The 26,997-nt window shown below is 57.7% G+C and carries 24 protein-coding genes; 12 read left to right on the forward strand and 12 right to left on the reverse strand.

Going from position 1 to position 26,997, the window contains the following annotated elements:
* Nucleotides 1-4 precede the first annotated feature (4 nt).
* Nucleotides 5-262, reverse strand: a complete 258-nt coding sequence (locus O3S85_RS19240) for a YecH family metal-binding protein (protein WP_269542678.1) — start codon at nucleotides 260-262, stop codon at nucleotides 5-7.
* A 139-nt stretch (nucleotides 263-401) separates the two neighbouring features.
* On the opposite strand from O3S85_RS19240, the gene O3S85_RS19245 reads away from it, so the two are divergent.
* Nucleotides 402-845 (forward strand): RrF2 family transcriptional regulator, encoded by a 444-nt coding sequence (locus tag O3S85_RS19245; protein WP_269542681.1) that lies wholly within the window; start codon nucleotides 402-404, stop codon nucleotides 843-845.
* Between the two features lie 11 nt (nucleotides 846-856).
* Here O3S85_RS19245 and O3S85_RS19250 read toward each other — a convergent pair whose 3' ends face one another.
* The gene (locus O3S85_RS19250; RefSeq protein ID WP_269542684.1) at nucleotides 857-3,871 is read right to left on the reverse strand and encodes an alpha-mannosidase; all 3,015 of its coding nucleotides are present in this window, start codon (nucleotides 3,869-3,871) and stop codon (nucleotides 857-859) included.
* 74 nt (nucleotides 3,872-3,945) lie between these two features.
* On the opposite strand from O3S85_RS19250, the gene O3S85_RS19255 reads away from it, so the two are divergent.
* Nucleotides 3,946-4,788 carry a helix-turn-helix domain-containing protein gene (locus O3S85_RS19255; RefSeq protein WP_269542688.1) on the forward strand — a complete coding sequence of 281 codons (843 nt, stop codon included), beginning with the start codon at nucleotides 3,946-3,948 and terminating at the stop codon, nucleotides 4,786-4,788.
* Between the two features lie 73 nt (nucleotides 4,789-4,861).
* Here O3S85_RS19255 and O3S85_RS19260 read toward each other — a convergent pair whose 3' ends face one another.
* Entirely contained in the window at nucleotides 4,862-5,734 is an 873-nt protein-coding gene (locus O3S85_RS19260; protein ID WP_269542690.1) for a helix-turn-helix transcriptional regulator, read from the reverse strand.
* Between the two features lie 75 nt (nucleotides 5,735-5,809).
* Here O3S85_RS19260 and nagB point away from each other — a divergent pair, with 75 nt between their 5' ends.
* From nagB to O3S85_RS19280, 4 genes are all read left to right on the forward strand, one after another.
* Nucleotides 5,810-7,726 (forward strand): glucosamine-6-phosphate deaminase, encoded by a 1,917-nt coding sequence (nagB, locus tag O3S85_RS19265; protein ID WP_269542693.1) that lies wholly within the window; start codon nucleotides 5,810-5,812, stop codon nucleotides 7,724-7,726.
* Nucleotides 7,719-9,116, forward strand: a complete 1,398-nt coding sequence (locus O3S85_RS19270) for an ROK family protein (protein WP_269542696.1) — start codon at nucleotides 7,719-7,721, stop codon at nucleotides 9,114-9,116. Before nagB ends, O3S85_RS19270 begins: the two co-directional genes overlap by 8 nt.
* On the forward strand, nucleotides 9,117-9,974 hold the full coding sequence (locus tag O3S85_RS19275) for a PIG-L deacetylase family protein (protein ID WP_269542699.1): 858 nt from the start codon (nucleotides 9,117-9,119) through the stop codon (nucleotides 9,972-9,974).
* A gap of 156 nt (nucleotides 9,975-10,130) precedes the next feature.
* Nucleotides 10,131-11,102 carry a D-2-hydroxyacid dehydrogenase gene (locus tag O3S85_RS19280; protein ID WP_269542702.1) on the forward strand — a complete coding sequence of 324 codons (972 nt, stop codon included), beginning with the start codon at nucleotides 10,131-10,133 and terminating at the stop codon, nucleotides 11,100-11,102.
* 20 nt (nucleotides 11,103-11,122) lie between these two features.
* On the opposite strand, the gene O3S85_RS19285 is transcribed toward O3S85_RS19280, so the two are convergent.
* From O3S85_RS19285 to O3S85_RS19305, 5 genes are all read right to left on the reverse strand, one after another.
* The gene (locus O3S85_RS19285; RefSeq protein WP_269542704.1) at nucleotides 11,123-11,581 is read right to left on the reverse strand and encodes a hypothetical protein; all 459 of its coding nucleotides are present in this window, start codon (nucleotides 11,579-11,581) and stop codon (nucleotides 11,123-11,125) included.
* Between the two features lie 70 nt (nucleotides 11,582-11,651).
* Nucleotides 11,652-12,494: a 1,4-dihydroxy-2-naphthoyl-CoA synthase gene (gene menB, locus O3S85_RS19290; protein ID WP_269542706.1), complete on the reverse strand. Its 843-nt coding sequence runs from the start codon at nucleotides 12,492-12,494 to the stop codon at nucleotides 11,652-11,654.
* 99 nt (nucleotides 12,495-12,593) lie between these two features.
* The gene (gene gcvH, locus O3S85_RS19295; protein WP_269542708.1) at nucleotides 12,594-12,971 is read right to left on the reverse strand and encodes a glycine cleavage system protein GcvH; all 378 of its coding nucleotides are present in this window, start codon (nucleotides 12,969-12,971) and stop codon (nucleotides 12,594-12,596) included.
* An 84-nt stretch (nucleotides 12,972-13,055) separates the two neighbouring features.
* On the reverse strand, nucleotides 13,056-13,301 hold the full coding sequence (locus tag O3S85_RS19300; RefSeq protein ID WP_269542711.1) for a hypothetical protein: 246 nt from the start codon (nucleotides 13,299-13,301) through the stop codon (nucleotides 13,056-13,058).
* Between the two features lie 67 nt (nucleotides 13,302-13,368).
* On the reverse strand, nucleotides 13,369-14,010 hold the full coding sequence (locus O3S85_RS19305) for an SGNH/GDSL hydrolase family protein (protein ID WP_269542714.1): 642 nt from the start codon (nucleotides 14,008-14,010) through the stop codon (nucleotides 13,369-13,371).
* A gap of 121 nt (nucleotides 14,011-14,131) precedes the next feature.
* Here O3S85_RS19305 and O3S85_RS19310 point away from each other — a divergent pair, with 121 nt between their 5' ends.
* From O3S85_RS19310 to O3S85_RS19325, 4 genes are all read left to right on the forward strand, one after another.
* The gene (locus O3S85_RS19310) at nucleotides 14,132-14,635 is read left to right on the forward strand and encodes a DinB family protein (protein WP_269542717.1); all 504 of its coding nucleotides are present in this window, start codon (nucleotides 14,132-14,134) and stop codon (nucleotides 14,633-14,635) included.
* A gap of 3 nt (nucleotides 14,636-14,638) precedes the next feature.
* Entirely contained in the window at nucleotides 14,639-15,385 is a 747-nt protein-coding gene (locus O3S85_RS19315) for an NRDE family protein (RefSeq protein ID WP_269542720.1), read from the forward strand.
* 124 nt (nucleotides 15,386-15,509) lie between these two features.
* Entirely contained in the window at nucleotides 15,510-18,098 is a 2,589-nt protein-coding gene (locus tag O3S85_RS19320; protein WP_269542722.1) for an alpha/beta fold hydrolase, read from the forward strand.
* Nucleotides 18,099-18,185: 87 nt separating this feature from the next.
* On the forward strand, nucleotides 18,186-18,578 hold the full coding sequence (locus O3S85_RS19325) for a hypothetical protein (protein WP_269542724.1): 393 nt from the start codon (nucleotides 18,186-18,188) through the stop codon (nucleotides 18,576-18,578).
* 315 nt (nucleotides 18,579-18,893) lie between these two features.
* Here the strand turns inward: O3S85_RS19325 and O3S85_RS19330 are convergent, their stop codons facing one another.
* Entirely contained in the window at nucleotides 18,894-20,759 is a 1,866-nt protein-coding gene (locus O3S85_RS19330) for a right-handed parallel beta-helix repeat-containing protein (protein WP_269542725.1), read from the reverse strand.
* A 303-nt stretch (nucleotides 20,760-21,062) separates the two neighbouring features.
* Here O3S85_RS19330 and rlmN point away from each other — a divergent pair, with 303 nt between their 5' ends.
* Nucleotides 21,063-22,196, forward strand: coding sequence for a dual-specificity RNA methyltransferase RlmN (gene rlmN / locus O3S85_RS19335; RefSeq protein WP_269542727.1), 1,134 nt, complete (start codon nucleotides 21,063-21,065; stop codon nucleotides 22,194-22,196).
* Here the strand turns inward: rlmN and O3S85_RS19340 are convergent.
* The 3 genes from O3S85_RS19340 to O3S85_RS19350 all read right to left on the reverse strand — a co-directional run bounded on the left by O3S85_RS19340 (nucleotide 22,193) and on the right by O3S85_RS19350 (nucleotide 26,223).
* Nucleotides 22,193-22,930 carry a hypothetical protein gene (locus O3S85_RS19340; RefSeq protein ID WP_269542728.1) on the reverse strand — a complete coding sequence of 246 codons (738 nt, stop codon included), beginning with the start codon at nucleotides 22,928-22,930 and terminating at the stop codon, nucleotides 22,193-22,195. The two genes, rlmN and O3S85_RS19340, sit on opposite strands and share 4 nt — an antisense overlap.
* Nucleotides 22,931-23,010: 80 nt before the next feature.
* Nucleotides 23,011-23,430, reverse strand: a complete 420-nt coding sequence (locus O3S85_RS19345) for a DoxX family protein (RefSeq protein WP_269542730.1) — start codon at nucleotides 23,428-23,430, stop codon at nucleotides 23,011-23,013.
* Nucleotides 23,431-23,547: 117 nt separating this feature from the next.
* Nucleotides 23,548-26,223: an MGH1-like glycoside hydrolase domain-containing protein gene (locus O3S85_RS19350; RefSeq protein ID WP_269542732.1), complete on the reverse strand. Its 2,676-nt coding sequence runs from the start codon at nucleotides 26,221-26,223 to the stop codon at nucleotides 23,548-23,550.
* A 100-nt stretch (nucleotides 26,224-26,323) separates the two neighbouring features.
* Here O3S85_RS19350 and O3S85_RS19355 point away from each other — a divergent pair, with 100 nt between their 5' ends.
* Nucleotides 26,324-26,914: a sigma-70 family RNA polymerase sigma factor gene (locus O3S85_RS19355; RefSeq protein WP_269542734.1), complete on the forward strand. Its 591-nt coding sequence runs from the start codon at nucleotides 26,324-26,326 to the stop codon at nucleotides 26,912-26,914.
* Nucleotides 26,915-26,997: the final 83 nt, after the last annotated feature.

The following is a 26,997-nucleotide window of genomic DNA, read 5'->3' on the forward strand; positions in this document are numbered from 1 at the left end:
TTTGTTAATGGTTGCACATGGCGCTGGGGTCGAACTTGAAGGCATCGGGCTCACCGACAAATTTACCCTTGGCGGCCAATGCTTCGATCAGCTCACTGGCAGTCATGTTGCCCCCGGAGCAAATGCCAAAACGTGCGCCTTCGCCGAATTTTTCATTGATCGCGGCAAGCAAACTCTCGCGTGAATAGGTGAGCCCAGACTCGTCCATCATTTGGAGAACTGCGTGGCCGTGAATCTCATCGGTGGTATAGTGTGTCATCATATTATTGGTTCAAAGATGAGCCCAGCATAGCGGATTGAAACTCCATATCAATAAATAAATACCTTTTATTCTTGAATTGGTTTAATTTGTCGGTTGAGATGCACTGTAAACAGCGATACAACCACCTTGGCTTTAGTTAATGTTTCGATACGGAAAGACGGCACAAAATGCGGTTTCCGCCATGAGTTATCTGGCGGAAGTCTATGCTGATGGCGCTCGCCTGAGCTCTCAGGATATTGCAAACAAGCGAGCAATTTCAAAGCCGCTCGTAGCCAAGCTGCTGGTGGTGCTATCCCAGGCAGGCTTGGTAAACGGCGCACCAGGCCCGCGCGGTGGCTATGCTCTGGCGCTTGATCCGTCGGAGATTTCACTGCTGGAAATTGTTTCGCTTTTTGAGAAAGTCGAAGACCGGAGCCTGTGCCCGTTTGGGCCGGATTGGTGCGGCAACGGAGCCCCCTGCCCACTGCATGATCAGCTCGTAGCGCTGACGGATCAGATGTATCAGTTTTTAGCCGGGACGAAGCTGGATGCATTTTCACCGGAAGGAGCCTTGCTGGAAGGCGAAAGCTGCAGTAGCAGCTGACGCCAGTTCTCCTATCTCGTCAGCTTCAGACTGACCACCTGATAGGGACCAAAGGAGACGGTGCCTTCGCAATCAACGGAGGTATTGTCACCAAGGTCCGTTAACGAAGTCTGCCACCCGTCCCTGACCTGAATTTTTGCTTTTCCACGACGACCGGCTACTTCGTGAAGGCGCACCACGAGGCCACCGTTCACAGTTGGTTTTACCCAGTGCGGGATCAGCGTTTCCCCACCCTCGATCAACTCAATGGGCGATTCGATTCCCTGGCCAACATAAGCCACTGGATCCGTAAACAAGGTATCAGCTAAAGACGCCGGTTGGCACTCACGTGGCAGTTCTGCGTCATACCGCCCAATCGCCAATTGAATGCGATGCTCACCCATATCGCTAAAGGGAGACTTGATATCCAACCGCGTCAAATGCGGCGGCCACGCCGTCGAATGCGAATCATAACCGGTAACCCGCGGACTGCGCACCAAGCTAAGCCCTACCGCCCCTTCACGGACAGTGGCGCCGTATTTATCCTTCGTCACGACGAACAAGCCTTCGCGCTCGCCTTCATCGAACACTGCTAAATAACGGCTAAAGGGCGTCTCCCATTGCGCCTCGGACAACACTCCATCCGGAATTTGCCTACGCAAAACGCTGCCAAAGGGCGCTCCGAAACGCGCATTAATCGCCGAATACTTTGTCGGAAAAAGTAGCTTGAGCAATGTCTCCGGCTCACGCCAGTCCAGCTCCACTTCGACATGCACGAGCGGGCTACCCGCTTCCAGCATAAATTTAACCGTGGCCTCACTGTCCTTGCCAATCGCACGTTTCACGGCGAAACCTACTTGATGATTGCCTTCATCAATCAGCGAGATGCTGGGCTTTGCATCGCAAAGTTCACCAATATTCAGCACGTGCCGGTCGATGTCCCAAGCATCAAAATTCGCTGCGTGGTCCGGGTAAAGCATCAGTTGCCCAATTGCCCCGGTTAAAGGTACCTCTACCCCTTCCCAAGTCAGCTCATCAATCCAGCCATTGTCATTCAGATGGAACTTCACCAAGCCGTTGGACACCGTTTGCCCGTTGGCTTTAACTGGCTTCGGTTGCGCCTCAGTAGCGGCGGAAAGCGGCACACCAGCCAATGCTGGCAAGCTGATATACGTCGCGCCATTTGGGCCATCCACCCACTTTTTAACTGGCACCGAATGGGGATTAAAATAGCAGCGATCTCCAGAGGTCGCTAGCGCATGCTCTGCCTGAGCCACCTGCTCTGCGGCATGCTGATCAAGCTCCGGCAGACCTTCAAAATATACATCCCAAACCGAGCTGCCGGGGATATAATCATGGAACTGCGCAAAGACCAATCGCTTCCAGGAAGTCTCCATGTCCCAGGATCTTCCAGTTAGCGCCGATACGGCTTCGGCCACCTGCATCGCTCGCTCCAGATTGCGGAAGCTCGCTTTCAAATTCCCATGTGTGGTGTATGTCCCACGGTGATATTCCAAATAGCATTCGCCCTGATAGACGGGCAGATCGTCGCGCACTTGGTTGAGTCGCTCGAAGAAGCTTTCCGGCTGATCCCATTCCACATCCGGCATCCCGGGTAGTGCGCCCAGTCGGCGGGCACGCTCCAGCATTTCATCCGTCGCTCCGCCACCGCCGTCGCCATAACCGGTAGGCAGCAAATATTCGTCATGAATGTCCGCTTGTTGGTTCGCGTGCATGGGAGCTTTTACGTCATTAATGCCCATGTGCGTCACGTAGCCAGACTCTTGCGTCACGTGCGCCAGAATCTCTGAGCCGTCGCTTCCACGCCAAATAAAACTACTGTAAGGAAAGCGGTTAATCGCGTTCCAAGTCATCTTGGTTGTGAAAAAATATTCTACGCCCGTTTGACGCATGATCTGCGGCATGCAAGCCGAGTAGCCAAAGACATCCGGCAGCCAAGTGAGCTTTGAAGGCGTGCCATTGATCGCCTCGAAACCGCTTTGCCCGAGAGTAAAGCTGCGGGACAATGCCTCACCGCAGGCAATCAATGTATCCGACTCCACATACATTGCACCGGTCGCCTGCCACTTGCCAGAGCCGATACGACCCTTGACGCGCTCATAAAGCTCCGGTTCCCGTCGGGCCACCGCTTCGTAGCTCGCCGGCTGACTGTAGGCAAAACGGTATTCCGGATACTCGTCCATGAGCCGGTCCGCCGTAGCAAAAATATTGATCGCCTTGAGCTCTCCCATGCGCTCCGGCCAAATCCAAACCAAGTCCAAATGCGCGTGGCCCGTCAGCACACACTTGGCAAACGTCTTATCCGAGCGCATCGCTTGATAGAGCTCGCCCAGACTTTCACGCAATGCCGGAACGCCATGCTGATCCAGCGCGTTCACGGCGTTCTCCATACCACGGAGCAGCTTGCGGTAGACCGGCGAAAACTTGTCGACCGGCGCTTGCTGACCGGCGGCATTCAAGCCGATGGGAACCTGCGAATTCTCGCGGTTTCGCTGATCCATGGCTAAATCGAAAAGGCATTTCAGGTCATGGTAAGCCTCCCAAGCTTCATCGTTTCGTTTCATCACCGAGGCGCTTTCGAAGTAGCTCCCTGCCGCATCCATGCCATTCGCATTCGGGTGCCAGATCGCGCTTTGAATACAGCTCGACTGGACCCAGACTTCACTGACGCCAGCGGGCAAGCGGCAACGTGTATGCGCGACGTTAAAGCCAAAGTATGCCTTGCCATCGATATAGAGCGTCGCCTCGCCTTGGTCTTTCCACTCCAGCCAGGTGTTTTCATCGGCGGCGGCGGGCAGCTTCACCAGGCACCAGCGTTGATCGAATAGCCGGCCCCAAAACGAACAAGGTTTCACCTCCGCGCGCGTCAGCTGTTGCCCCTCGGCTAAGGTCAATTGCTCCGGCCGTGCCTCCGAGGCTTCGACATCGACTGGATGACGGTCATACCAGATCGACTTCGACAGGCGGTTAATGGCGGCGTTAACCCGGTTGGGGATCAGTTGGGGAAGGTGGTGATTGGGAAGCATAGAAGAGCCACAAGTATAGCAGAAAGCATCCAGAGCAGTCTTGCGAACCACCGACAATTTATTACGCTTGCTTGATGTTCAAACTCTCGACCTTTGACTGGCCCAAGTCGTACGCCTGCACATACGAGGCCTACAACTACCAGTTTGTCCCCGAGCCGCATGTGCACGCACAGGACTATCACGAATTCTTTTGGATCGAGAGCGGGCGCGGATGCCACCTGATAAACAGTGAGCGCCGGCTAATGGAAACGGGATACTTCTGCCTCGTCCGCGCCGACGATGCACATGGGTTTTCGGCATGGGAGCCAGATGGAAAAATACGGCTGATCAACTTCGCTTTCCCTTCCGTGATTTGGGAAAAGATTCGGGCTAATTTCTTTGCGGAAAGAGCCTGCTTTTTTGATCTAAAGCCAATCGAGAAACGCGAATACCAGATCGCCATCGACGAACGCGAACGCCTCCGCCAAATGGGCAATGACCTTGCCGCAGGTCGCTGGAACGAAACCAACGCCGCCGCCTACCTGCACGGCGTGCTCGCCATGCTGGACAACCACGACCGCGAAATGCCGCCCCACCCCGCGACGCCTGATTGGCTGACCCACGCCATCCGCCGCATCGAAACTTGGCCGAATTTCGTGGGAGGCGTGCCGGAGTTTGTCCGCATCGCCGACCGCAGCCACGAACACGTGAGCCGTGATTGCCGACGCCTGCTCGATACAACCCCGCGTGAGATCGTAAACCGCGCTCGCCTCAAGTGGGCTTCCATGCAGTTAGAAACGACGCAAAAGGAAATTGTCGACATCGCTCACGACTGCGGTTTCGAAAACCTGGGCCACTTCTACAAGCTCTTTAAAACACAACACCAGACCACCCCGCGCCAATACCGCATCCGCCACGGCATTCCAAAATGCTTCTAACGCATGACATTTCCTAGCACCTGTTAGAAATGATTTTTGCCGAAGCTAGCGGAGAAGGCGATGCATGCCACACCTACCGCAAAACCAAACTAAAATTCTGGCGGCGGCGCAGTTCATTCGGTGTGCAGCCCATTTCCCGTTGAATGAATCGCGTGAAAGCCGCCGACGAGCCGAAACCAACACGCTCTGCGATTTCGGCCAGCGACAAACGCGAACTCCGCATCAGTGCCATGGCCTGATGAAGTTGATAATTCGCGCGGTAATAACGAATTGTCACGCCGGTTTCCTGCTCAAAGCGATTGCGAAACTGCCGCTCCGACAAACCGATTTTTCGCGCAACGACCTCCAACGTCCACCCCTCGACTATTGCTTGCAGGACCAGTGTTTGCGCCTCGTGAACCCACGAACTGGCCATAGGTTTCTTCGCCAAAATCGGGCGCTCGCGCTCCTGCCGGATAAACCGCAAGAGGAGGCGATCCAGCACCGGCAACAGCTCTTCGCGAGCCTGCCTTTCATTGCTTCGCGACAACACGGCGATCTCTCGCCACAGGCTCAAGCATGCCTCATCCTGCGGCATGGCACGCGGTTCAATGTCTTCAATGCCTGCACTCGCCTCCGCTAAATCGAAGGTAATAAACAGCCAACGCAGTGCGTCTTTTTGTAAATTAAAATAGTGGTGAAACTGAAACGGTCGCACGAGATATGCATCGCGCTCGCGCAACGGAATCTCCGCGCCGTCCACAATCACGCTGCCGGGCGTGTCCAGCACTAGCATGAAAACAAAGCGATGGTGCGAGCGGTTGGCAAAGTGCGTTTGCTGCAGCGACGCGCGGTCGTTACGCATGAAAACGATCGCATTCTGGCTGACGGGCCGCAGCGACTCCCCCACCCCATGATAGAAATTTTCCGGGGTCGGCAGCTTATGTGGGAAGTCAACGTCAGCCATATAATTGCCGAAATGATCAAATAAATTTCCGATAATGGCAATAATCTACATTCAAGGAAATGATACACTGGATAAATGAGCGAGAGTGCCCTTTCCGAATTAACCCAGCGCGAGCAAATCGCGACCCGCATTTACCCTTCTGCCGACGAGGCTTGTGCCTACGTGGCGGACGCCATTTCCCAACTGATCCAACAGCGCAACGAAGCCGGCAAGCCAACCGTCCTTGGCCTGGCCACTGGCTCGACCCCCGTGCGCCTTTACCGCGAGCTGATCCGCCGCCATCAGGAGGAAGGCCTGTCCTTCGAGCGCGTCATCACCTTCAACCTCGACGAGTATTACGGCCTCTCGGGTGACCACCCAGAGAGCTACCGCCGCTTCATGCAGGACCAACTCTTCGACCACATCGACATCAAGCCCGAGAACACCCATGTGCCCGATGGCCTTGCTCCGCGAACGGACGTCTTCGCCTCCTGCCATCAATACGAACAAGCCATTCTCGACGCTGGCGGCATCGATATTCAAATCCTCGGCATCGGTCGCACCGGCCACATTGGCTTTAACGAGCCCGGCTCCGGGCCGGAGTCACGCACGCGCCTGGTCACGCTGGACTCGCTGACCCGCCGCGACGCCGCTCGCGATTTTCTCGGCGAGGAAAACGTCCCGCGCCACGCGATCACGATGGGCGTGGGCACCATCCTCGATGCGCGAAAAGTTTTCCTGTTGGCCTGGGGCGAGTCCAAGGCACCGGTCCTGGCGGAGTCCGTCGAAGGCCCGCAAACGGAAAGCATTCCCGCCAGTTTTTTACAGCTGCATAAGAACTGCACATTCTGCATCGACAAGGCCGCCGCCAGCCGCCTCACCCGCGAACGCCACCCATGGCTCGTTGGCCCGGTGGAATGGGATAGCGCCATGATCCGCAAGTCCGTGCTTTGGCTGGCGCGCAAAACCGACAAGGCCTTGCTCAAGCTCACCGACGAAGATTACACTGAAAATGGCATGGCCGACCTGCTCACCGAGAAGGGCTCCGCCTACAATCTGAACATCGACATCTTCAACGTCACCCAACACACCATCACTGGTTGGCCGGGTGGCAAACCCAACGCCGACGACTCCAACCGTCCCGAGCGCGCCTCGCCATTTCCCAAGCGAAGCCTGGTGCTCAGCCCCGAGCCGACGGACGACGTATTTTGCCTCGGCGGCGTTATTCACCGGCTGGCCAACCAGGGGCACGATGTCACCGTCGCCTACATGACCTCCGGTAACCTCGCAGTGCCCGATCCCGACGCCCGACGCGCCATTGAGCTCATCAACGAAATGGGCGAGAGCATCCAGGACGATACCGAGGTAAAGCACGCCCGTCTGTTAGAGCAACAACTCAACGAAAAGGGTCTGCTTGGCGAAGACACGCCGGAGCTACGCCAGCTAAAGGGCCTCATTCGCCGCGGCGAAGCACGCTCATCCGCCCGCCAGTTGGAGCTCGCGCCAGAGCAACTGCGCTTCCTCGATCTGCCCTTCTACGAGAATGGCCGCTACCGCCGCTTTAAAACCGACGAGGCAGATGTGGCCGCCATGGTAAAGCTGCTGGAGGAAATTCAACCGCACCAAATTTTTACCACTGGCTTGGGCCAGGACCCGCTTTCCTCGCCAGCACTTTGCTTCGATGTCCTGCTGTCCGCCCTCAAGAAATGCAAAGACAGCGCCTGGCTCAAAGATTGCCTTTTCTGGCTCTATCGCGGTCCGGGCGCGGAATGGGAAATGCATGAGATCGACATGGCCGTGCCTCTCTCTCCGGATGAGTTGGAATTTAAAATCAAGGGCATCTACCAACACCAGACTCAGCGCAGCCAGTCGCCGTCAGCTTCCCGACAAAGCGAAAATTCTTGGAATCTCGCCAGCGAGTTAAACCGCACCACCGCAAATTACTATGACCAACTTGGACTATCTGAATACGAAGCCATCGAATGCTTCAAACGGTTCGAACCCCATGCTTAACCCCCTCTCCATTCAGTCCAAAATCACGCCCGCGCTCGACCCCGGGTTCATGCCGGCCTCGCTGTGGAATCGCCGCTACCGCGAGCTGGCAAGGCAGTCTTCCGGCATGCGTGAGGTCCGCTTTACTATCACGCGTCCAACCGGAGAAGCCTGGTCCTTCGACACAATCATGCTGCCAGACACGCCGCAAAACGCGGAGATCAATTGGCTATACGCTGAGCGGTTGGTAAAATTCCTTCTCTGGGCCTGGGGCGGCAGTTGCATTTATATCAACGGTGCCCGCGAAATCACCGCGATGCTTCGGCAGACTTACTGCGCCGATGGCAAGCGCGCCTTCGACCACGAGTTCATGGGCAATACTTGCTTTGGCGAGGCGCTCAGTATCGAGATCGGCGAAGCTCCGGCGAACCATGGCACGAGCTCGAAACCCAGCAATGCGCGCAAGCTCGACGGTTGCCGGATCGGCTTCGATCTCGGCGGAAGTGACCGCAAATGCGCAGCGCTGATCGACGGCGAAGTCGTTTACTCCGAGGAGGTGAAGTGGGATCCGTATTTCCAGGAAGACCCGGCGTATCATTTGGCAGGCATTCGCGACAGCTTGCAACTCGCCGCCAAGCACCTACCCCGCGTCGACGCCATCGGCGGAAGCGCTGCCGGTATTTACATTGCCAACGAGCCACGCGTGGCCTCGCTCTTTCGCGGGGTGAATCCGGAAAACTTCGACCGTTCGATCCGCGGCATTTTCAAGCAATTAGCCGACGAATGGCAGGTCCCGCTTGTAGTCGCCAACGACGGCGACGTCACCGCACTGGCCGGCTCGATGTCACTCGGTGACAACGCAGTGCTCGGCATTTCGATGGGCACCAGCCTCGCGGCCGGGTATGTTGACACCCAAGGCGAAGTCCTCGGCTGGCTGAACGAACTCGCCTTTGCGCCGATCGATTACCGGATCAATGCGCCCATCGATGAGTGGAGCGGCGACGGTGGTTGCGGCGTGCAGTATTTCTCCCAGCAAGCCGTTGCCCGCTTAATCCCGGCTTCCGGCTTGGACATCGACGACCACCTAAAACTCCCGGAAAAGCTCGAAGCCGTTCAAGCTGCGATGAAGACGGGGGACGAACGCGCCGCCAACATCTACGACACCATCGGGGTTTACTTCGGCTACGCGCTCGCGCACTACGCCGACTTTTATGACTACCGCCACATCTTGTTCCTCGGTCGCGTGAGCTCAGGCGAAGGCGGACAACGCCTCCTCGATAAGTCTCAACACGTGCTGGAGCAGGAGCATCCAGAGCTCGCGGCGCAGATCAAAATCAGCACGCCCGACGAAAAAATGAAACGCCACGGTCAGGCCATTGCCGCCGCCAGTTTGCCAACCATTCAAGCCTAAATGATGATCCCTCTTTCCCACGAACAAGCCGAGCTGTTCATCCCCGACGAAGCACTTGGCAGTGAAGCCATTTCCCGCACCACGCACCTGGGCATCGGTGCCCATCAGGACGACTTGGAGTTCATGGCACTGCACGGAATTTTGCAGTGCTTTCAGCGCGATGACCAGTGGTTTGGCGGCGTCACCTGCACCGACGGCGCAGGCAGCGCGCGCACCGGCCCCTACGCCGACTTCACCGATGAGCAGATGAAGCAAGTGCGCGTGCAGGAACAAAACACCGCTGCCATCATCGGCCAATACAGCTTCATCGCTCAGCTTGCGCATCCCAGTAGCACCTGCAAACAAGGTGCCCTGCGTCAGCCCGTGATCGACGACTTAAAACGCATTCTCGAAACCGCGCGACCAGACTGTGTTTACACGCACAACCCCGCTGACAAGCACGCGACACACATCGGCGTGTTTCTGGCAACAGTGGCAGCGATCCGAGCGTTGCCCAAAGAAGCACGTCCCAAGCAACTGATTGGCTGCGAAGTGTGGCGTTCCCTTGATTGGCTGAACGACGAGGATAAAACCATTCTCCCGCTGAGCAAGCACCCGAACCTCGCCGCGTCGCTCAACGGCGTGTTTGATTCACAAATCTCCGGAGGCAAACGCTACGACCTAGCGGTGGAAGGTCGTCGCCTAGCTAACGCGACGTTCTTCGATTCCCACTCGGTCGACCAACACAACCGCGTCGCCTTCGCGCTCGACCTAACGCCACTCATTGAGGACGACGATCTCTCACCCGCTGAATACGTGAACCGCTACCTCACGAAATTCACACAAAGCGTGCAGGCTCAGTTTGAGAGCTTAGCCTAAACCGCCGGGAAATTATTGGACGTATTGGATGAGACAGGCGAGCCGTTGTCCGCAAGAGGCAAAGGCATTTTTAAACTGCCCATCCAGAAAGGGCGACTTTTACTGAAAGCGACGAAGCGAGTTTGACCCGGACCGGGTGGCCCGTAAATTGCCGCAATGAGTTTGCGCATTTATGTGGACTTCAAGATGCCCCCCGATGCTCGCCAGTGGTTGGAAAACAACGTTGGCGAGCACGAGTTGATTTTCCCATTGCAGCCGATGACGTCGGTGCTCGCCAAGCCAGAGCCGGACCCGCAATTTCAGACGGCGGATATCGCCTTTGGTCAGCCGAGCGTCGAGTCAGTCCAACAAGCGACCAACCTTCGCTGGCTCAGCATCAGCTCATCCGGGATGACGCGCTACGATAACGACGCGTTCCGCACCCTGATGCAGGAACGGCAAACGGCCGTCACCCACAGCGCCACGGTGTTTAACCGCGCCTGCGCACTCCACGCCTTTAGCTTCATGCTCGCCGAGGCCCGCAAACTGCCCGAGGCGCTGCAGACCCAGGTCGCGCACTCCAGCCCTGGCTGGCCAGACATCCGGGCGCGCTCGACCTTACTCGAAGGCGACAGCGTGCTGATCGTTGGCCACGGTGCGATTGGCCGTCGGTTGGTCGAGCTGCTGCAGCCGCTGGGCATGCAGATAAAAGGCTACCGGCGGCGTCCACGCGGCGACGAAGGCATCCCCATGGTCACCGAGAAGGAGTATCCCTTCGCACTGGCCTCCGCCGATCACGTGATCAACATCCTCCCCGAAAGCGATGCCACGCGCCACTTCTTTAACGCCCGCAGCTTCGCCACGATGAAATACGGCGCAGTGTTTTACAACATTGGCCGCGGCGCCACTGTCGACCAGGATGCGCTGGCAGAGTTTCTGTTGTTCAAGAAACTCAAAGCCGCCTGGCTGGACGTCACCACCCCTGAGCCCTTACCGCGCGGGCACATGCTGCTGTCTTTACCAAATTGCCACATCACACCGCACATTGCCGGCGGTCATCACGGCGAACACATGACGCTGGTGCGCCATTTTATCGACAACCTGCGCCGCTTCGAACAAGGCGAGACCTTGGTGGATCGGGTGATGTAGCCAATCTTAGGCGGATAGAACTACCACTTAGCTCGTGGTCGTTGAGCTGGGTGCTCTTGCCTAAAATAAGCTACAACATCCCTCCTCAGATATAAATTCCAAACCGCAATAGCCACTGCAATCAAAACCATAAAGGCCAAAACACTTCCGGGCACATCCTCGAATTTTGGGTCCCAAAAACCGAAAAGACAGATACAAATAACGGCTCCCAACAATACATGCCGGGTCCAAGGCAAAGCACTGTAAATCAAGCTACCCAGGATGATCATCCCGATACCCATAGCGCAGAATACAGCGCCGTATCCGGTTGACCAAAGTTCTTGAGCGTTTATCTGCCGTCCGGAGTCCACCTGAGAGAGCGGACTCATTGAGGCAAAAACTGCGATAGGTCCAAGCAACCAGCACACAACGACAAGCTCCCTTAGAAAGTCAGGGATGGATTGTAGGCGCAGCCAGAATTTAACGATGTAAGCCTTCATCTAATGATGTGAGAATGCTTACAATTTATGATAGGAACAATTTAATTTAAAGGCAATTATTCCTATAAGACTACGGCAGCCAGGGATACTTTTTAAAGTCGGGTTTGCGCTTGTTGACGTAAGACTGGTGGCCCTCCTCGCCCTGCTCGGTCAGGTAATAGAGCAGCGTCGCGTTGCCGGCGAGCTCCTGGATGCCGGCCTGTCCGTCGAGCTCGGCGTTGAATGCGCTCTTGAGGCAACGGATGGCCAAGGGGCTGTGCTGCATCACGTCGCGCGCCCAGGCAATGCCCTCGGCTTCGAGCTGATCGACCGGCACGACCTTGTTCACGAGGCCCATGTCGAGCGCTTCCTGCGCGTCGTATTGACGGCAGAGATACCAAATTTCGCGGGCCTTCTTTTGGCCGACGCTGCGCGCCAAATAACTGGAACCGAAGCCGCCGTCGAAGCTGCCGACCTTGGGGCCGGTCTGGCCGAACACGGCGTTGTCCGCCGCAATCGTCATGTCGCAGACCACGTGGAGCACATGGCCGCCGCCGATCGCATAACCGGCGACGAGCGCGATCACCACCTTCGGCATGGAGCGGATCAGCTTTTGTAAATCGAGCACATTGAGGCGCGGCACGCCGTCCTTGCCCTGATAGCCACCGGCCTTGTCGCCGCGGATCTTCTGGTCGCCGCCGGAGCAAAAGGCGTATTTGCCATCGGTCTGCGGGTTCTGGCCACAGAGCAGCACGCAGCCGATCTCGGGGTCTTCGCGCGCATCGGTGAAGGCCTCGATCATTTCCATCACCGTATCGGGCGTGAAAGCGTTGCGGCGATGCGGGCGGTTGATGGTTACCTTGGCAATGCCCTCGCCGGGCAGCTTGTGGTAGAGAATTTCCTCAAAGGGCTTTACTTCGATCCAGTCGCTCATGGCTTAAAGTGGTTTTTTGAAAACAGAAAGATCGGGAAGAACGGAAAGTCAACTGCATCGAAACTTCCCGCTCTTCCCGATCTTCCTGTTTAAATTATCTTACTCGCAAATCTTGGCGTAAGCCTCGGCATCTAGCAGCGCAGGCGCTTCGGAGTCGTCGATCTTCACCTTGATCATCCAGCCTTCGCCGTAAGGGTCGCTGTTGACCAGCTCGGGCTCGCCGTCGAGGGCTTCGTTGATCGCGACCACCTCGCCGCTGACGGGCGCGTAGAGATCGGATGCGGCCTTGACGGATTCGACCGTGCCAAAGGTTTCGCCCTTTTCGATCACATCGCCCACGGCGGGCAGCTCGACAAAGGTGATGTCACCCAGGCTGGTTTGCGCGTGATCGGTGATGCCGATGGTCGCGCCGTCATCTTCTGCGCGCAGCCATTCGTGTTCTTCGGTGTATTTAAGGTCGGCCGGGATATTAGACATAGTGAGAGTGGTTCTGGTTAGAGATCAAAATTCAAACGACCATCCCGCCGACACAGTCCCCCGCCCCGCGAGATGAGGGCCCGCTTAGGCACCCTTCTTGCGCAGCATCTGGTCAACGCGCGTCACGCGGAACAGGCAAAGCGCCAGCCAGGCGAATCCCGCCATGACCAAAGACGTATAGGCCGTGAAAAAGAAACGCCAGCCAGCCTCGTAGAAAGGCACGTGCGGCGGAATCACGACGAAAAAGAAGAATAAAAACACCACGCCACAGACGACCACATCAATGAGGGCGCCGAGCGGAGTTACCAATTTGCGTTTTTCAGCTTCCATAGCAAAGTCGCGCAGTATGGCGCGGTGATCAACCGACGGTCAACGCGAAAAACCACCACCAGCGCGATTAAACGCGAGCCGCCTGCAGCCAGGTCTTGGCCATTAATCCGTGACCAGCCGGGCTTGGGTGCACGCCGTCATGCGCCCAATAGGCCATTTCCTGACGGGTGGCAGCCTGGGCAAAAACGCCGTCAAACGGGACAAATATCGCCTTATATTCACGGGCCAACTCACGGGCGACATGGATTTTCGGGTCCAAATCGGCCCGCCACGCCTTGCGGTCTTCAGGGATCGGCAGCAGGAACGGCTCGCAGATGATGAGCTGCTCAACCTTGTCTTTTACGCGGTCGAGGATGCCGCGGTAGCCCTCCTCGTATTGCTCGGCGCTGGTCGGATCGTTCTGGTCGAAGGCGCGCCAGCAGTCGTTGACGCCGATCAGGATCGAGAGCCAGTCGGGCTTTAAATCGATGCAATCCTCGTCCCAGCGGGCCGCGAGGTCCTTCACGCGGTTGCCCGAAATGCCTTTGTTGATGAACTTCAGGTTCGCCTCGGGATAGCGCGAGGCGAGCAGCGAGGCCACGATGCGCACGTAGCCGTGCCCGTAGCAGTTAACGTTGGTACGGTCGCGACCACAGTCAGTAATGCTGTCGCCTTGAAAGAGAATGGTTTGTCCGGGTTTAAAGGGGTGTCCCATGACCGTGAAGATCATACAAAAATGGTGTTGGCGAAAAGCATATTATTTGGCAATGGTTGCGCTCAACACACCTTGGACAGAGAAGTTTCTGTAAGGATTTGCAGCGGCCGACGTCTCAAGCTCGAACGTAGACATTATGCCAGAAATTGTAGATGACAACATCGCCTGCTTGCGACAAGGCGTCACGCTGCTAGTGGAGTTGGGCGACGCCGCGTTTTCCGAGGGCCAAACGCTGTGCTTTGGCAGCTCAATTGGCCAGCATCTGCGGCACAATATCGACCACGCCTATTGTTTCCTGCGGGGCCTCGCCAGCGGCAATATCGACTACGACGCCCGCGCCCGCGACTCGCGGCTGGAAACCGATGTCGCCTACGCCAGCGACGCACTGGAGGACCTGGCCAAGGAACTGGCGACCATCAGCGAGGCCGATCTGGAAAAACCCGTCACTGTGATGATGGACTCCGGTGCCGCGATCCCCACCCCGGCGCACTCCACCGTGCGGCGAGAATTGCAATTTTTGCTGAGCCATACGGTGCACCACTATGCGCTGATCAGCACCATTCGCCGCATCCAGGGCTGCGAGACGCCAGCCGAGTTTGGCGTCGCTCCGTCCACGCTCAAACACCAGCTCGCGGAGTAAGGCATGTGCACGGCGACTTGGTGGAACGGCGCAGACGGCTACGAGCTGTTTTTTAACCGCGACGAGCTCAAGACGCGTGACCTCGGCCTGCCACCACGCGAAGAACTGCTCAATGGCATTCGCTACCTCGCACCGCTCGATCCTACCGGCGGCGGCACTTGGCTACTCGTCAATGAATTTGGCCTGACCATCTGCCTGATCAACCAATATCCGGACAACCCGCGCAGCCCCGGCGCTCACCGCATCAGCCGGGGGCGGCTCGTCCGCAGCTTTGCCGACTGCCGGGACATCGCCGAGGTAAAAAGCCGCATCGCCGGCGCGGACCTCTGCCGCTACGAAGCGTTCTTACTCATCGCCGTCCAGCCCGGCCACGCCGGCCAAACGTTTACCTGGGACACCCGTTGCCTGTCGCAAAAGCAGGTTACCCAGCCGCAGCCCTTCACTTCGTCCAGCCACTTGCCCGACGAAGTCCTGCGCAGTCGACGCCGACGCTTCGGTGAGCTGATTCGCCTGCGTGGCGGCGATCCCACGCCCGACGACCTGCGCGCCTTCCACGAGCACTTCGCGCCGGAGACCGCGGCGCACTCCGTCTTTATGTCCCGCAGTGACGCCAGCACCGTCAGCCTTTCGCACGTGATGGTGGATCACGAAACGATCACGCTCGAATATGCGCCCCGCATTCCGGGTGCCTTTCAATTCGACCGCGCGCACCGCCACCAGTTGCCCCGCCGCCAAGCCTGCGTCGCCTAACCAGCGTCATGACGACGACTCTCAAGGTAGGGCGCAGTCTCCAGACAAGCCGCCGCGTCCAGTTGACTACGTTTTTCACTCCAACGTGGCGGCTTGTCTGGAGACTGCGCCCTACCCTTTTTTAATGGCCGCCAAACACCCAATTCGGCGCTGGTTCTTGATCGCGTTTTTAATGCTGTTGGCGGCGTCGACGCTGGTGCGTTGGCAACTCCCGGCCGAGGGCGAACTCCTGCCCGAGCAGCAGCGCATAACGCTGCCCGAATACAACGATACACAACCCACAGGCCGCGACATCCAAATCGCCTACCGCGACTTGCCAGCCAACGATTCCGATGCGCCGACAGTGGTCATCATCCACGGTAGCCCAATGGGCTCGCGGGCAATGGACCAGTTGATCAGCGAATTGCGAGGAAAGTATCGCCTTATCGTGCCCGACTTGCCCGGCTTCGGCGGATCGACGATCAACGTAGCCGACCACTCCGTTGAAGCCCACGCCTACAATGTGCGCGACCTGCTGACGATGCTCGACATCGAGCAGGCCCACGTCGTCGGCTACAGTCAGGGCGGCGGCGTGATTCTCCACCTGGCCGACCTCGCGCCCCAGCAGGTTGCCTCGCTCACCATGCTGTCCGCCATCGGTGTGCAGGAGCTGGAGTTGCTGGGCGACTACACGCTAAACCACGCGCTCTACTCCGCGCAGTGGCTCGGGCTCTGGTCGCTACAAAACTTTTTCCCGCACTTTGGCACCATGGATCATGGGCTGCTGAATGTTGCCTACGCGCGCAATTTCACCGACACCGACCAGCGCCCCCTCCGCGGCTTGCTCGAAAATTACGACGGCCCGATGCTGATTCTTCACGGCGAAAAGGACGCCATGGTCCCCTTTGCCGCGGCCACCGAACACGCCCGATTGGTGCCCCAAGCCTCGCTGCAAACCTTACCCGACGAGGGCCACATGATCCCCTTCACGCACGAGGCGTGGACAGCAAACCGCATTGGCGAATTCGTCGGCCAGGTCGAACGCGGCGAGGCAACCCTGCGCAACCAACTCAGCCCCGAGCAACTCGCCGCCGCCAAGGAAAACGCTCCGCCGCCCGCCCCCGCCCGTGGCGGCGCGCTCGTGTTTTACTTCGTCGTGCTGATCCTGGGTTCGTTTATTTCGGAAGACCTCTCTTGCATCGCTGCTGGTATCCTTGCCTCGCAGGGCGTGATCGATTTCTGGTCGGCCACCATTGCGAGCTTGCTCGGCATCTTCCTCGGAGACGTCGGGCTCTACGCGCTGGGCCGCTGGCTCGGGCACCCGTCTCTCCATCGCGCGCCGATGAAGTGGTTCCTCAAAGAGCAGGACCTCGAAGCCGCCGAAGAGTGGTTCAAGCGGCGCGGCCCGGCGTTGATTTTGCTCACGCGATTCATTCCCGGCTCGCGGCTGCCCACCTATTTTGCTGCGGGCGTGCTGCGCGCGCCCTTTGGTCAATTTACGTTTTACCTGATGCTCGCGGCCGTCATCTGGACTCCGATTCTTGTCGGCGCGTCGATGTTCCTCGGCCAACAGTTCCTCGACTTCTTTGGCCGTTTTGAAAAGTGGGCACCCCTGCTCTTCCTCGCGTTTATTTTCGGGATGCTTTGCATCACAAAGTTAATTACGCCCCTGATGACCTGGGAGGGCCGCCGCCTGATGCTCGGCAAATGGCGGCGCACGACACAGTGGGAGTTCTGGCCGTTCTGGGCCGTGTACCCACCGGTCATTGCTTACGTGCTTTTCAAGGGCGTGAAGCATCGTCGCCTGGCGCTCTTCACCGCCGTCAACCCAGCGATGCCGATGGGTGGCTTTGTCGAAGAATCCAAGGCCGACATCCTGCGCGGCCTCGCTGGCGCGGGCGATGTGATTGGCCGGTGGATCCTGCTCGCGCCAGCACCGCTCGAATCGCGGCTCGCTCAGTTCGAAGCATTTCTCAGCGACCAACAACTCACCTACCCCATCGCGCTCAAGCCCGACATCGGCCAGCGCGGCGAGGGCGTCAAGATCATCAAAGACCACGCCCAGGCCGGTGATTATTTAACGCGCTGTAAGCTGCCCGTCATTGCGCAAGAGTTCCTCCCCGGCCGGGAGTTCGGCGTGTTTTATTACCGCCTGCCCAACGAACAAACCGGCGTCACCTGGGGCATCACCGACAAACGATTCACGAGCGTAACCGGCGATGGCAAGCACTCACTGCGCCACCTGATTCTTGCCGACGACAGGGCCGTCTGCATGGCACCACACTTTCTGAAGAAGCACATCAAGCACCTGAACGATGTCCCTGCCGAAGGCGAGCAATACACCGTCGCCGACCTCGGTACTCATTGCCGCGGCTCGCTGTTTCTCGATGGCTCCCACTTGATCACGCCCGCGCTCAGCACCGCGATCGACGAAGTAAGCCAGCACTACGAGGGCTTCTACTTTGGCCGCTACGACGTCCGCGCGGAAAACGAGGAAGCGCTGCAACGCGGCGAGTTTCGCGTTATCGAGCTTAACGGCGTTTCCTCCGAAGCCACCTGGATCTACGACCCGCAGCACTCCGTATTCTTCGGTTGGCAAACGCTCATCGCGCAGTGGCGCATTGCATTCCAAATCGCTGAGCAAAATCGCCAAAACGGCACGTCCCCCGACAAAGCCCTCGATGTCATCCGCCTGATTCTGCGCCAGCGAGAGCGTGAAGTTTTCGAAGCATGAAGTAAAAATTATACCCTCACCTTTAATCATAAATCAAAGCACTAAACATCTTGCAGTATAGACATCGTCCCGTTCAATGGGCGCGAAATGAAAATCGTCAATGCACTGCTGGTTATCATACTCTTGGCTTTTGCGGGCTTCCTCGTGTTTGGGAGCAACGACAACCGGCCAAGACAAGTAATACTGTCTGTCTTGCCCTTTGATATGGTTCCGCAGCGCTGGGCGATCATGGATAAACGCATCTTTCCGCCCAGGACATATAAGGTCAACGGAGGCTTGGTCCAAAGTAAGCAACAGTATCATCTCATCTGCCTTGGCGAAGCGACTCGCGAGACATACTCGTTCATCGTGCCCGAGCAGGTGTATTTCGAAATTCAGCGCGGTCACATCTTCGGCCATGAAGATGTCAGGCAGTGGTATCGCATTCAGGGTGCGCCCGAGATACCCGTGCTCCACTTCAACGCAACGGAACACTCCTAGCAGCTCAATCCAACTCAAGAAATCCGGCAAGCCACATTGAGTTACCAGAGCTCCCCAAACTTGATGCCCGGGGCCTTGGCCAGATACTTACCCATTGATACTAGCGCACAATTCGCCAGCATCAACGGCGCACAGATTCACTACGAATGTGAAAGTGCCCCCCTAGCCATACTCGGTATCTCAGAACGAAGAGAAAAGTTCTGGTGTGCTTGACGTGTAGTCCCCGTGGACAAGGGTTCGGACAATCGACTGCGAGATTTGCGGCGTTGGGACCACTGCATGTTAGCGGTTAGAGATACCGATGAAAAAACGACGCTATTCGCCAGCGCGTGGGCGCGGGATCGTCGGCATTGGCTGGCCGTAGGGCAGCGCGCCGGCATCCGGTCGTAACGCTGGATTGGCGATGTCCGCTTCGAAGCCGGGCAAGTCCCGACCAAAGACACTCTTGAGGTCGATGCCCGCACCGCGAGCCGGGCTTTGCTCAGTCAAGGCGAGGTCCAGCGGCTCCAGTGAGACGAACGGCAACTGGTCGTCTTCCACCCAGCGGCTGTGGACATCCATGGAAAGCTTTTCGGCCAAGGCCTTGGAAGCATCCCACGAAGAGCTGTCGGGCTGGCGCACAAAGACATTGTAATCGCCGGTCCAGTTGGGGTCGACGGACTCGCCCGTGTTGCCCCACCAGCGCCCGGCGTAAAACAGGTTATTATAGACGTGGTAATTGGGCGTGCCGATGCCGCGCACCTTGTTGCTCATGATCGCGGTCCGGGCGGTGCTGGTGTTGTGGTAAATGTAAACCTCGGCCGGGTTCAGCTCCAGCTCGCCGTAGAAACGGATGTCCTCGCGATTGTCGGCAAAGAGATTACGATACAGATAAAGCGGGCCGACATCGATCACCTTAACGCGCAAGGCGCAGCGCGAACGCAAGACGAGGTTGTCATGCCACTGGCCGTTGATCTCCGCGCTGTTGGGCTCCAGCGAATCGTCGTTCATGTCCTCGATCAGGTTGTGGTGGATGTTCAGGTTTTGGTTGTACTGCGTCCAGCCCATGCGCTCCTCGGCCGTTGAGCGCCAGTGGTCCCAACCGGTGCTGCTGATGCCATCCCATTGATCGTGAATGTGGTTATCGTGAATCTCGTGCCCGCCGAGAGTCTGGTCGATCATGACGCCCCGCATGTCATACCAGCCACCCCGCTTGTGCGCGGTCCAGGTCTCCCAGGAATTTTCTTTGGGCAGGTAGTTGCTGTAGGGGTTTTGAAAAATCTCACAGTAGCGCACGGTGCAGTCGCGGCTCCCATGCCCGAAGCGCACGCCATCGCGAGTTGGCCCGATGCGGCATCCGTCCACGACCACGTGGCTGGCGTTGACCACCCCCACGCCCAGCGGCGTATTGCGAATCTCGAAACCACTGATCTCCACATAGGACGCGCCACTCACCTTAACCGCTGGCTCGTTGGGCGAGAAGGTAAACGTCGCCTCTGCCGGGTTCGCCTGGTCCTTCAATCGCACGTAAAAGCGGTCCCCATCGGTCAGGTAAAAGCCCAGGCCATTGATACCATCCCAGGTCGCGCCGCGTCCCTTCGCGTTGATGCCTTCCCGGAAAATCGTGGTCCACTGCCACTCAGGTTTGGCACCGCTCTTGGCGGTGACGCGCTGTTGATTGAGCAGAGTAAAAAACTGGCCATCCACCGTAACGCAACGCGGGTCAAAAGGCATGCGCGTTAGCCAGACTCCCGGGCCAATATCAGCGGCTTCCTCCCACTTCACGTCGACTGGAACGCTGCCATCAATCACGGCACCGGCTTCGCCCACGATCCGGATCGGCTGCTCGACAGTTCCGCCTTCGCTGATGACCAACCGCTCGCGGTAAACGCCCGGCTGCACGCGAATCTCTCCACCGGCCTTCACGCGATCGATGGCTGCCTGGATCGTGGCCAATGGCGCATCCTTGGCACCGGTCGCCGCATCGTCGCCGTCGTTTGACACGTAAAGGATCTGCGTGGCAACGGGTGCCTTTGCGGACTCAATGGTCGCGGACTGGGACGGTGTTTCACTCGCGCCCGATTGGTCTGCGGCGCTGCCATTTTGCCGATCGCCGCAACCAGCGATAAAGCAACTACCGAGCAGCGCAAGCAGCCCGAACATCAGGCGTGAGCCCGCTCGATACGAGGAGGCGGAGTTCATTGAACAAACGGTATTCGGAGTTTTTTGCACGGTTAAATGGAATTGGGGGCGATCAGGGATTTCGACAAACACGGTGCAGTGACGACGCATGGTTTTAACACCTCGCCGCCGCCCCGGCAAGCAATCGAAACTCCAGTAAATGGAGAACGCCGCCTCCGGTAAAGCAATCTGCAACCAAGCCCATCGCCCCAGATAGTTAACCATTTAAACCAGTAAGCTATTTTCATCACCCGTGCGCATTGCCCCACCCTTCTCACTTGCCAGCGGCGGCGAGGGCTGCTTCGCTTGGTCGATTAGACACCCATGAAATACACGCCCGAGAAACCATTCATTTACGGAGAGACGCTGGAGTCGCTGCGCGAGCGATTGGCGGCCAATGGTGAGAAGCCATTTCGCGCCGGGCAGATCATGGACTGGCTCTACAAGAAGCGCGCCAGCTCACCCGAGGACATGACTAACCTCAGCAAACCACTGCGCGCCTGGCTGACCGACACTTTTGAATTTGCCCCCGCCACGCCCGTGCTCGACAAGCGCTCGGGCGACGTGACGGATAAGCTACTCCTCCAACTTGGTGACCGTTCGCTGATCGAAACCGTGATCATCCGCGCGCCGCAAAAAGGCGTCGGGCAGGACAAGTCCCGCAAAACGATCTGCATCAGCACGCAGGTTGGCTGCGCGTATGGTTGTAAGTTTTGCGCGAGCGGCCTGGCCGGCTGGAAGCGGGATTTGCACGCGGGCGAGATCGTGGCGCAGCTGATCGAAGTCTGCCGCCGCGAAGACCCCAACACGCCGCGCGCGAGTGAAGAGCTGGCCAGCTTTGACAACCTCGTCGTGATGGGCATGGGCGAGCCGCTCGCCAATTACGAGGCGCTCATGCGCGCGCTGACGATCCTCAATGCCGACTGGGGGCTCAACTTCGGCGCGCGCCGCATCACGATTTCCACCTCTGGCCTGGTCCCGCGCATCTATGACCTTGCCGAAGAGACGATGGGCTTCCGCCTCGCTCTGTCCCTGCATGGCGCAACGGATGAGGTCCGCGAGCAGATCATGCCCGTCAACCGCAAGTGGCCGCTCAAGGAATTGCTCCCCGCCGCCAAAGCTTTTTCCGAAAAGCACGGCCGGATGATCACACTGGAATTCATCCTGATCCAGGACATCAATGACTCACTCGACCAAGCCCGTGAACTCGCCAAGATCGCCCGCGACCTGCACGCCCACGTCAACCTGATCCCCTACAACACCGTGCAGGGCCTGGACTGGATTCGCCCCAGCATCGACCAGCAGGAGGCCTTCGTGCAAATTCTTCACGACGCCGGTGTCTCAGCCACGCTTCGCCGCGAAAAAGGCCACGACATCAACGCGGCCTGTGGCCAGCTCCGCCTCCAGGAAGAGCGCGAACGCGGCCAGATCGAGCCCGTGCCCGCAAAGGCCCGCTAGCGGATAGAAAAAGTGCCTCCAAAGTCGCGCGCTAGCTCTTGAAGAGAAGAGGAGTGGACACCTTTACCGTAGTGGACCACGTGTACCACCAGCGGATTTTCACCATTGTTCGGCGTCAGGTTTTTCATTCGCTTCAGCATGTGAGAACGCTGGCCTAAGCCCACTGTCGTGATCAATACGATATGCTCGGCTCCGTCTTTAACCGCTTTATTGTAAGCATTCATGTCGTCACTGAAGCCAAATCGATTACGCTCAATCCATTGCAGGGCGGCCTCTTGGTCTTCATCAGAGTGAGGCCTTAATCCTTTCCAGAGCGGCTTGGAGTTATTTAAGTCTGCATAGAGATTAAACTCAACGACGTCATCCATACTATCGAAGCAGCGCCTCATATCGTCACGCAACTGATCGCGCTTGATCGGCTCAAAATCTCCACAAAAGATAAAGGCGAACTTATGTCCACGAATCGTGTGTCCGCCAACCCGCACGCTGGCAAAGCTTCGGTCATACTCCATGCGCCATTCTTTCAGATAGGTCTGATCATCTTCACTGAATCGATCAACCGGCACTTTAAAGGTGCGATTATCCTCCAGGCGAATCGTTACTTCGCCGCTTTGCTGGTCATAGTTCACCACACTCGCCTTCAGCGTTTTGCCATCCGTGCTGGTAAACTCGCGCAGATCGCTTGCAGCCAAACTGGAGGCAAACAAAAGGAAGATAGTCAGTGCTCTAAGCATGAACTACCGTAAGACAGTCAGATGCTCAGCATCAAGCAATTCCTCATACTAAAAATCAGCAACAAACAAACGGCAAAAGCTTAAACCGAGCCTTCCTTCACCGCAAACTTGCCCGAGCCGGTGAACACCAAACCCAGCGAAACCGCGGCCAGCACGATTGGGTAACCGGCTTCCTTGATGATGTCTCCGCCGCCGTTTATTTTAACAGCCGCGGCAACCACCATCGTAAAAAAGAGGAAGAAGGAGGAGATGCGCGTGCACACGCCAAGAATAATCAGCAGCCCGCCAACCAGCTCTGCCGTGGCCGCCATGCCGCCCCACAACAAGGGTGCGAAATCAATGCCGAAGATCGCCATACTGGAACCGACGCCTTTCAGGCTTTCCGCGCCACCGGCAAACTTCGGGATGCCCGCCGCGATAAAGATGATGCCGGCTGCCAGCCGGATGATCAGCAAGCCGATGTTGGGGTTGTTGACCAATTGTGTGAGCTTTTGCTTCATGCCCGCAATGTGAGCGCGGCGCTGGAAAAAGTCGAGTGTTCGATTCGCGATTTCAACGCCCAGCGATCGCGAGTCTACGCGGCTTTATCCACTTAGACCCGCGCCCAACGCGCGCCGTCACTTGCACGCGTCTTCGAGCAGCTTGGCGATGAGGCCCGTCCAGCCCGTCTGGTGGGAGGCACCGCAGCCGCGCCCGTTGTCCCCGTGAAAGTATTCGTAGAAGAGCACCTTGTCCTGGAAGTGCTCGTCGCGATACCATTCGGCGTGACTACCATTGACCGGGCGGTCACCGTTTTCGTCGGGCAGGAAAAGCTTGAGCAGGCGGCGGCTAAGATCCTTGGCGGCCTCGTCGAGCGTCACCCAATTACCGGATCCGGTGGGCAGCTCTACCTTCAGGCGGTCGCCGTAGAAGTGGTGATATTTTTCGAGCGCTTCGATGATGAGGAAGTTGACTGGAAACCAGATCGGGCCACGCCAATTCGAGTTACCCCCAAAGAGATAACTCCGCGATTCAGCCGGCTCGTAGGAGACGCAATGCTCGTCGCCGTTAAGCTTCATCACGAACGGATTTTCCTCGTGCGCCTTCGACAGCGAACGGATACCGTAGGGCGAGAGGAACTCGTTTTCGTCGAAGAGATAACGAAGCACTTTTTCCATCCGCTCGCGCGAGGCCAGGCCCAGGAGAAATTTCGGTGAGACATCCTTGCCCGCCGCGAAATCCAAGCACGAAGCCTGTTGGGTGAAGATCTCGTTGTGGCTCAGGAACCACTTCATGCGCTTCTTAAAACCGGGCAACGATTCAATGGTTTCGTTGTGCAACAGCTCCACCGCGCAGATCGGCAACAGGCCGACCATGGAGCGGATCGACATCGGTATCCCCTGCCCGTCGCCCGTGTGAAGCATGTCGTAGTAAAAGCCGTCATCCTCGTTCCACAGGCCCGTGCCGCCGAGGGTGTTAATCGCCTCACCGATGGCCACAAAGTGCTCGAAGAATTTCGACGCCACGCCCTCGTAGGAGGGGTCGCTCGCGGCGAGCTCCAGCGCGATGGAGAGCATCGTCGCGCAGTAAAACGCCATCCACGCCGTGCCGTCGGCCTGCACCAGCTGCGCATTACCGGGCAAGGGCTTGGAGCGGTCGAAGGCACCGATATTGTCCAAACCGAGGAAGCCACCCGCGAACAAGTTACGGCCCTCGGGGTCCTTGCGATTCACCCACCAGGTGAAGTTGATCAGCAGCTTGTGAAAGCACTGCGCCAGGAAGTCCAAATCGCGTTCGCCGCGCTTGGCCGTCATCTTATAAATACGCCAAACGGCCCACGCATGCACCGGCGGATTTACGTCGGAGAAGTTCCACTCGTAGGCCGGAATTTGCCCGTTGGGGTGCATGTACCATTCGCGCAAAAAGAGGATGAGCTGCTGCTTGGCAAAGTCCGGATCGATCTTGTCGAACGGGATCATGTGGAAGGCCAAATCCCAAGCGGCAAACCACGGGTATTCCCACTTGTCCGGCATGGAAATGACGTCGCGGTTAAAGAGGTGGCCCCAGTCGCCATTGCGGATGTCGCCACGGCCTTCGGGCGGCGGCGGGAAGTTGGGATCACCTTCCAGCCATTCGTTGACCGAGTAGTGATAGAACTGTTTCGACTGCAAGAGGCCCGCATAACACTGGCGCAACACCTCATACTCTGCATCGCAAAGTTTGCCGCCGGTAATGTCACTGTAAAACGTATCGGCCTCGCTTTGGCGCTTCTTAAAGATGTCGTCAAAGCCTTTGCCAAAGGGGGCCTTCGGCGACTCATCGGCATGGCTCAGCCGCAAGCGGATCGTGCGCTCTTCGCCCCCGGGTATGTAGAGGCTGTAGTGCGCGGCGGCCTTCGTCCCATGACTGCTGGCGACCGCGCCCAGTTCGCCATCCACGACGTAGCGATGAAAGGCGTCCTTAGTGTGCTTGGCATCATTGGGCGCATCGAAAACGGCGCGCGCATTGGTCACGTTTTCCGTGAAAAGATAGTCCGGCGCGTCCTCCGCCCAAAAGTGCATCTCGCCGAGGGTTTCATGCTCGGCAATGAGTTTGTTACCCGCGCCTTTTTTGATCGAGGGCTTCATCCAGCAGCCCTCGTGCTTGCAGCCCCAGATCCACGTATTGCGAAACCACAGCTGCGGTAGCACGTGCAAATTAGCCCCCTCCTCGCCGCGATTGGCGACGGTGATCTTGATCAAAATATCGTTCGGCCCGGCCTTGGCGTATTCCGCAAAAACATCGAAGTAGCGGTTGTCATCGAAGGCCCCGGAGTCGAGGATTTCGAACTCGTCTTCATCGAGCCCGCGCCCCTCGCCCTCCTGCCGCATCCACTCGTAGGGAAACTCGCGCTGCGGGTATTTATAGAGCGACTTCATGTAGCTGTAGGTCGGCGTGGCGTCGAGATAGTAGTAGAGCTCCTTAACGTCCTCACCGTGGTTGCCCTCGTGGCCGGTTAGCCCATAGAGGCGCTCCTTGAGAAACGGGTCGGCCTCGTTCCACAGGGCGAGGCCGAAGCACAGGCGGCACTCGCGGTCGGTGAAGCCCAGCAGTCCATCCTCACCCCATCGGTAGGCGCGGCTGCGCGCATGCTCGTGGGGAAAGTAGCGCCACGCATCGCCGTCTTCCGAGTAGTCTTCGCGGACGGTTCCCCACTGCCGCTCGGAGAGATACGGGCCCCAGCGTTTCCAGTTTTCTTTGCGCTCGGCGGATAGGGTAAGACGCTCCCGTTCGGGATTCGCCGACGTCTTCTGGGCGGGTTTCTTACGTGGCATAACGTGAGAGACTATACGTTAACCTCCGACTTACAACACCTTATCGCATTGACCCGGGGAACTTTATTTCCGAATGTGCGTCTACTCCTGAACCACTGCCATGCCCGAGGATTCGCCAGCCAAGCCGGATCTCGACCCCGCTACCTGGGTCGACGAATACGGCGATGCCCTTTACAAGTTCGCCTATTTTCGCGTGAACAACCAGGCGCTGGCCGAAGACCTCGTGCAGGAAACCTTCCTCGCCGCCATCAAGGGCAAGGATCGCTTCTCCGGCAAAGCCAGCGTCAAAACGTGGCTCACCGGCATTTTGAAAAACAAAGTCATCGACTACTACCGGAAAAAAAACCGCACCCAGTCGATGCAGGAGACCGCCCATTTCTTCGAGCGCGAGGAGGCCGACCTCTTCAGCGAAGACGGCAGTTGGGACTACGATAACCCCAACGTGCCCAAGGACTGGAATCCCGTGCAAGTGGAGAAAATGGACCGCAAAGAATTCATGCAGCAGTTCTACTACTGCGCCGACAAGCTGCCGGACAAAATCCGCACCGTGTTCATCATGCGCGAAATCGACGGTATCAAAAGCGACCAGATTTGCGAGGAGCTCGACATCACGCCGCAGAACCTGTGGACCATCCTCCACCGCGCCCGCATGGCCCTGCGCCAATGCCTGGAAAAGAATTTCCTCGGGTGAGCGAGTTGGAGCAACTGTCTTTGTTTTGGCTCATGCTATTTTATAGTTTGGGTTTTTGATGATGGCGTTGAGCATGATGATGA

Source organism: Cerasicoccus sp. TK19100, assembly GCF_027257155.1.
Classification (GTDB): Bacteria; Verrucomicrobiota; Verrucomicrobiia; order Opitutales; family Cerasicoccaceae; genus Cerasicoccus; species Cerasicoccus fimbriatus.